Source organism: Amycolatopsis rubida, from assembly GCF_900115345.1.
GTDB classification, from domain to species: Bacteria; Actinomycetota; Actinomycetes; order Mycobacteriales; family Pseudonocardiaceae; genus Amycolatopsis; species Amycolatopsis rubida.
On sequence record NZ_FOWC01000011.1, the window covers coordinates 258766 to 265673 of the forward strand.

Annotated in this window: 7 protein-coding genes; 5 read left to right on the top strand and 2 right to left on the bottom strand. The window is 69.4% G+C overall.

Annotated elements, in window-relative coordinates; all coding sequences use genetic code 11:
- Positions 1-409: 409 nt before the first annotated feature.
- Together BM362_RS33895 and BM362_RS33900 are read left to right on the top strand one after the other, a co-directional pair.
- Positions 410-1699, top strand: coding sequence for a PspC domain-containing protein (locus BM362_RS33895; protein WP_093575933.1), 1290 nt, complete (start codon positions 410-412; stop codon positions 1697-1699).
- Positions 1692-1922: a hypothetical protein gene (locus BM362_RS33900; protein ID WP_067588073.1), complete on the top strand. Its 231-nt coding sequence runs from the start codon at positions 1692-1694 to the stop codon at positions 1920-1922. The genes BM362_RS33895 and BM362_RS33900 overlap by 8 nt, the downstream gene beginning before the upstream one ends.
- 45 nt (positions 1923-1967) lie before the next feature.
- Here the strand turns inward: BM362_RS33900 and guaA are convergent, their stop codons facing one another.
- Entirely contained in the window at positions 1968-3524 is a 1557-nt protein-coding gene (gene guaA, locus BM362_RS33905; protein ID WP_093575934.1) for a glutamine-hydrolyzing GMP synthase, read from the bottom strand.
- Positions 3525-3640: 116 nt separating this feature from the next.
- Here guaA and BM362_RS33910 point away from each other — a divergent pair, with 116 nt between their 5' ends.
- Entirely contained in the window at positions 3641-4186 is a 546-nt protein-coding gene (locus BM362_RS33910; RefSeq protein WP_093575935.1) for a DinB family protein, read from the top strand.
- On the opposite strand, the gene BM362_RS33915 is transcribed toward BM362_RS33910, so the two are convergent.
- Positions 4119-4766: a rhomboid family intramembrane serine protease gene (locus tag BM362_RS33915; RefSeq protein WP_093575936.1), complete on the bottom strand. Its 648-nt coding sequence runs from the start codon at positions 4764-4766 to the stop codon at positions 4119-4121. The genes BM362_RS33910 and BM362_RS33915 overlap by 68 nt on opposite strands.
- A 129-nt stretch (positions 4767-4895) precedes the next feature.
- Between BM362_RS33915 and BM362_RS33920 the strand changes: the two genes are divergently transcribed.
- Both BM362_RS33920 and BM362_RS33925 read left to right on the top strand, forming a co-directional pair.
- Complete coding sequence (locus tag BM362_RS33920) at positions 4896-6341, top strand: aldehyde dehydrogenase family protein (RefSeq protein ID WP_093575937.1); 1446 nt, start codon at positions 4896-4898, stop codon at positions 6339-6341.
- 5 nt (positions 6342-6346) lie between these two features.
- Entirely contained in the window at positions 6347-6793 is a 447-nt protein-coding gene (locus tag BM362_RS33925; RefSeq protein ID WP_244287370.1) for a GNAT family N-acetyltransferase, read from the top strand.
- The last annotated feature ends 115 nt before the right edge of the window (positions 6794-6908 follow it).

A 6908-nucleotide genomic window follows, 5' to 3' on the forward strand; every position in this document is an offset into this window, starting at 1 on the left:
CCACTGTCGTCGGTCTCACTCCGCAGGACGGCCAGCGCTACACAGACAACGTGGCCGACCCAACCGAGGCCCACGCCAGCGACGTCAACGGCCGCCCCCTGATCGAGGAGCCACAGCCGCGGACTCATCGATTTCACAAGGAGCACCGACACCTACGCAGCGGGCAAGGCCGCCGAAACCTGGCACTCAAGCTGGATCCGCTTCTCCCGAAGAGCTGATACCTCGCTGACAGCAGCCCGACCGTACGCCGAGCAACGCCGCCCCTGCGGCAGGTGCTCATCTGGGTTGGGCGCAAGCCTTCGCGATCACGCGCCGCTGTCCCCGTCCCCCAGCAACGTCCCCATCTCGGGGATAACCTCAGGGACCTTCCCCGATGTGCCCTCCCCCTCCATCGACCATGCTGTGAAGCATGAGTGGTGCGAACGACGTGCGGCCTCCGCGGACTAACCCGTTGAACGGGTTCGAGGAGACCGTCAAGGACTTCTGGGCCAGCAGGCCTCGGCGGCCGCACTCGGGTCGGAAGGTCGCGGGGGTCGCGGCTGGGCTGGGGGACCGCTACGGGATCGATCCGGTGGTGATTCGGGTCGCGCTGGCGGCGGCGACCGTTTTCGGGGGGTTCGGGCTGGTGCTTTACCTGCTCGGGTGGTTGTTCTTCCCCGGGGATGGCGACGAGGTTTCCGGCTTCGAGGCGTTGATCGGGCGTGGGCAGTCGACCATGACGAAGGCCTTCGCGGCCGTGCTCACCGTCGCGGTGATTCCGGTTGTCGGGTGGACGTTCGGCGGCGGCTGGTTCGACGGCGGCGGCCTGATCGGGTTCGCGTTGCTCGCCACGTGCCTTTATCTCCTGCATCGCACCCGCGGGCAGGACAACCGACCGGCGCCGGTCGTCGCGTTCGCGGCGGACGGAACCGCTTCCGGAACCGGAGCTTTCACGATGAACAGCGACACCCCGACTCCCGCGGCGGCGGCTCCGGGCTGGGATCCGCTGGCCGCCGACCCGGCGGGCTGGGATCTGCCTGACCCGGCGGTGCCGGTGCCCCCGCCGCCTCCGAGCGGCGACTACAACGACTCCCCTCAGCCCGGTCGGCGCCGGTCCAAGATCGGGGCGGCCACGTTCGGGGTCGCGGTGATCGTGGCAGGCATCGGCGTCGCGCTCGCGCTGAACGGGTTCGACTGGTTCTCGCTGCGGCACATCATCGGCATGACGCTCGCCGTGCTGGGGGTCGGGCTCGTGGCCGGGGCGTTCGCTCGCGGCGCACGCGGTCTGATCGGGCTCGCGATCCCGCTGTCGGTCGCCGGGATGGTGCTCACGACCAGCACGTTCGACAACATCGACGTCCGCGGCGGCGTCGGCGACCTGTCCGCCACCCCGCGTACGGTGGCCGAGCTGCAGCCGGTGTACCGGCACACCGCGGGCACCATGAAGATCGACCTGACCAAGCTGGTCGCGACCGAGCCGATCACCACGACGGTCTCCAACGGCGCCGGGAACACCGAGGTCATCGTGCCGCGCACCGCGGACGTGACGTTCACCTGCGAGAACAGCGCCGGGGAGGTCGACTGCCTGAACCGCACGTCCAACGGCGTCGGCCAGCCTGCCATCACCGGGACCGACAACGGCGACGACAACGTCGGCGGACAGAAGATCACGCTCCACGTCACCAACGGCGTGGGCCAGGTGGAGGTGCGCCGTGGCTGAAAACCCTTACTCCTACGACGAGCCCGAAACCCCGGCTCGCCGCCGCGGGGTCGACTGGATCACGCTGGTCGTCGGGGTCGCGACGCTGCTGGTGTCCGGCTACGTCCTCACCGACGGCTCCAGCTGGCTGCCGACCTTCGACTTCCGCTGGATCATCGCGGGCGGCGCGGTGTTCTGCGGGATCCTGATGCTCGGCGCGTCGTTCCGCAAACGACGGCCCTGAGACACAAAAACGGGGCCCGGACATGTCCGGGCCCCGTTTTTCACGTCATTCCCACTCGATGGTGCCCGGCGGCTTGCTCGTCACGTCCAGCACCACGCGGTTGACCTCGGACACCTCGTTCGTGATCCGGGTCGAGATCCGCTCCAGCACCTCGTACGGCAGCCGCGTCCAGTCGGCGGTCATCGCGTCCTCCGACGACACCGGGCGCAGCACGATCGGGTGACCATAGGTCCGGCCGTCGCCCTGGACGCCGACGCTGCGGACGTCCGCGAGCAGCACCACCGGGCACTGCCAGATCTCCTGGTCCAGCCCGGCCGCGGTGAGTTCCTCGCGGGCGATCGCGTCGGCCTCGCGCAGGGTCTCCAGCCGGTCCGCGGTCACCTCGCCGATGATCCGGATGCCCAGGCCCGGCCCGGGGAACGGCTGGCGCTGCACGATCGTCTCCGGCAGTCCCAGTTCGAGCCCGACGCGGCGGACCTCGTCCTTGAACAGCAGCCGCAGCGGTTCGACCAGCTCGAACCGCAGGTCGTCGGGCAGGCCGCCGACGTTGTGGTGGCTCTTGATGTTCGCGGTGCCCTCGCCGCCGCCGGACTCGACGACGTCCGGGTACAGCGTGCCCTGCACGAGGAACCGGTAGTCGCCCTGCGCCTTGAGGTCGCGCTCGGCCTGCTCGAACACGCGGATGAACTCGCGGCCGATGATCTTGCGTTTCTGCTCCGGGTCGGTGACGCCGGCCAGCGCGTTGAGGAACCGCTCGCGCGCGTCGACGGTGACCAGGTTGACCCCGGTCGCGGCCACGAAATCGCGCTCGACCTGGGTGCGCTCCCCCGCCCGCAGCAGGCCGTGGTCGACGAACACGCAGGTCAGCCGGTCGCCGATGGCGCGCTGCACGAGCGCGGCCGCGACGGCGGAGTCAACGCCGCCGGACAGGCCGCAGATCGCCCGGCCGTCACCGATCTGCGCGGCGACCGCGGCGACCTGCTCGTCCACAATGGACGAAGTGGTCCAGCCAGGCCGCACGCCGGCGATCTCGTACAGGAACCGGCGCAGCACCTCCTGGCCGTGCGGCGAGTGCGCCACCTCCGGGTGGTACTGCACGCCCGCGAAACGCCGCTCGACGTCCTCGAAACCGGCGACCTCGGCACCGTCGGAGCTGGCCGTGACGACCGACCCCTCGGGAGCCTTGGTGACACTGTCGTTGTGGCTCATCCACGCCGTCTGGTGCTCGGGCAGCCCGGTGTGCAGGACCCCGCCCTCGCCGACGATCCGCACGTCGGTGCGGCCGAACTCGCGCACGCCGGTCGGCTCGACGACGCCGCCGAGCGCGCGGGCGAGCAGCTGGTGGCCGTAGCAGATGCCGAGGATCGGCACACCGGCCTCGACCAGCTTCGGGTCCATCGCCGGCGCGCCCTCGGCGTACACGCTCGACGGGCCGCCGGACAGGATGATCGCGGACGGTTTCTTGGCGAGCAGCTCCTCGACGGTCGCGCTGGACGGCACGACCTCGGAGAAGACCTGCGCCTCGCGCACGCGACGGGCGATCAGCTGCGCGTACTGCGCCCCGAAGTCCATGACGAGTACCGGACCGGTGGGAGTGGCCACCCAAGACCTCCAGGTATCAGCGCTTTTGCACCATCGTCCCAGGTGGGCCCCGTCACGTCGGCAATGCCCCCGGAATGAGGACAGCCGCTGTCCGCGGACCGGCTTACTGTGCCTCCATGACCAACGACTGGACCAACGAACTGACCGAGCAGCTCGACTGGCACTGGCAGCACCACGTGCGTTCGCGGCTGGAAGGGCTCACCGACGACGAGTACTTCTGGAAGCCGGTCGCGGACTGCTGGACGGTGCGCCCCCGCACCAGCGAGAACGATCCGGGCACCGGCGAGTTCACTGTCGATTTCTCGTTCCCGGAGCCGACTCCGCCACCGGTGACCACGATCGCGTGGCGGCTGGCCCACATCATCCCGGGCGTGCTGGGCATGCGCTCCGCGTCGCACTTCGGCGGGCCGCCGGTGTCCTATCAGGACTTCCCGTACGCGGGCACTGCCGACGAAGCGCTGAAGCAGCTCGACGACGCGTACGCGACCTGGATCGCCGGCGTACGCAGCCTCGACGCCGAAGCGTTGGCGCGCCCGTGCGGTCCCGCTGAAGGTCCGTACGCGGAGCTGTCGATGGCCGCGCTCGTCCTGCACATCAACCGAGAGATGATCCATCACTGCGCTGAGATCCTGCTGCTGCGCGACCTTTACCGAAACCGGTAATCAGCAGTCCCAGCGCTACCCCCAGCAGCGCGGGCATGCCGTGGTTGTCGTGCGCCACCGTGTCGAGCACGGCGAGCGGCATGATCAGCATCGCGGCGAGGAACAACCCTTGCGGCGGCTCGGCGTCGCGCATCCGCCACACCACGACCGCGAGCGCGCCGAGCAGCCCGGCGACGCACATCGAGTTGCCCGCCCCCACCGGACTCAGCCAGACGTAGCTGAGGAACTGCCCGAAAAGCCCGCAGCCGAAATACAGGACGAACCAGGACACCCGGCCGAGGCACCATTCCGCGAAGGTGCCCACCACGGCGAGGGCGACCAGGTTGAAAACCCCGCCGAAAAGCTTGCCGTCTTGGAAGAACATGCCGGTCAGCAGCCGCCACCACTCGCCGGCGTCGATCGCGGTGGCGTCGCGCTTGAAGCGGTCGAAGAGCGACGGATCCGCCAGCTGGGCAACGAGCACGACTGCGGTCACGACGAACACCGCGCCGGTCAGCACCGGACGACGCGGTGTTCCCACGCGTGCGAAGTAGGCCCGGATCGGACTGTCGGACCAGCGAGCGGCAACCGAATTGGTCATGAGCTGACGATATGGCGGGCACCGGCCGGAGACCCCCGACAAATGTCATCCCGGAGCCACGACAGGTGCCACAAAAGAAGGACCGAGTCCGGCGTGCCGGGCCTGAGGCCGCCTAATACCTTGAAGCCCATGGACACGATCACCCCACAGCCGCGGGCCGCGTGGATCGCCGGTCAGGCTGAGCAGGGCGCGAGCACCCTCGTGGTGCACCACCCGTTCGACGGCAGCGAAGTGGCGACGGTCGCGGTGCCCGGCGCCGACCAGGTGGAACGGGCGGTGGCCGCGGCGGCCGCGGTCGCGAAGGAGTTCCGGCGCACTCCCGCACATCAGCGCGCGGCCGCGCTGGAGCACGTTTCGCGCGGAATCGCGATGCGGGCCGAGGAACTCGCCGAGGTGATCACGGCGGAGAACGGCAAGCCGCTGAAGTGGGCCGAGGCCGAGGTGAAACGCGCGGTGTCGGTGTTCCGGATCGCGGCCGAGGAGGCACGCCGGTTCAGCGGCGACATGCAGCGGCTCGACGCCGACCCCTCCGGCGACGCCCGGCTCGCGCTGACCCGCCGGGTGCCGCGCGGACCGGTGCTCGGCATCGCGCCGTTCAACTTCCCGCTGAACCTGGTGGCGCACAAGGTCGCGCCCGCACTGGCGGTTGGCGCGCCGATCATCATCAAGCCTGCCCCGCGTACGCCGTTGTCTTCGTTGGTGCTTGGCGAGCTGCTCGCTGAGACCGACCTGCCGGAAGGCGCGTTTTCCGTGCTGCCGCTGGGAAACGAGGAGACTCAGGTGCTCGTCGCCGACCCGCGGCTGCCGGTGGTGTCGTTCACCGGTTCGGGCCCGGTCGGCTGGTCGATCGCGGACTCGGCGGCGCGCAAGCACGTGGTGCTCGAACTGGGCGGCAACGCCGCGGCGGTCGTGCTGCGGGACTGGCCGGACGTCGAGGGTGCCGCGCAGCGGATCGCGACGTTCGGGAACTACCAGGCGGGCCAGTCGTGCATCGCGGTGCAGCGGGTGATCGTGGACGCGGCGATCGCGGAGGAGTTCGTGCCCGCGCTGACCGAGGCCGTCGAGGCCCAGCAGACCGGCGATCCGTACGACCGCAACACTGATGTCGGCCCGGTCGTCGACGAGGCGGCCGCGGAACGGATCATCGAGTGGGTCGAGGAAGCAGTGGCCGGTGGCGCACGGGTGCTGACCGGCGGAACCCGTTCGGGTGCCACGGTTGCGCCGACCCTGCTGACCGACGTTCCCGCGGATGCCAAGGCTTGGTCGGAGGAAATCTTCGGGCCGGTGCTGGCATTGTCCATTGTGGATGGCGTGGACGAGGCTTTCGCTTCAGTGAACGCATCCGCGTACGGGCTGCAGGCCGGGGTGTTCACCAGTGATGTGCAGCTGGCCTTCCATGCGTCAGCGGAGCTGGAAGTCGGCGGCGTGATCATCGGCGACGTGCCGTCGTATCGCGCGGATCAGATGCCGTACGGCGGCGTCAAGGGTTCCGGCGGCGGCCGGGAGGGCGTGCTGTCGGCGATGCACGACCTGACCGAGGAGCGGGTGACGGTCTTCACCGGGGTGGACCTCTGACCACGGTGGACCTGCGACCGGCAACGGCCGCTGACGCACGCGACATCGCCGACGTGTGGCTGCGGTCGTTCTCCGCCGCGCTGCCGACAGTCCGTCGTGCCCACGACGATGACGCGGTGCGGTGGTGGTTCGCGAATATCGTGGTGCCGCAGCAGGAAACCTGGGTCGCGGTTGCCGAGTCCACTGTGGCCGGACTGCTCGTGCTCGACGGGCCGGAGCTGGCGCAGCTCTATCTCGACCTTCCGTGGCGCGGGCGCGGAATCGGCGATCAGCTGGTGGACTTGGCCAAACAGCTCCGTCCCGACGGGCTGACGCTGTGGACGTTTCAGATCAACGAGCCCGCGCAACGGTTTTACCGACGCCACGGGTTTGTCGCCGTGGAGTACACCGACGGGCAGCGCAACGAAGAGCGCGAGCCGGACGTCCGGTACGTCTGGTCTAAAGCCTCGTGAGTGGTTATCCCGGTTCTAACACTCCAGCTGTAGTTCGTGATTGGGCGCTGGTTGCTGGTGTCGTCGCTGGTAGTGGCTTTGGCGGGCTTGGTGCTGGTGTCGTCGGCGCCAGGCG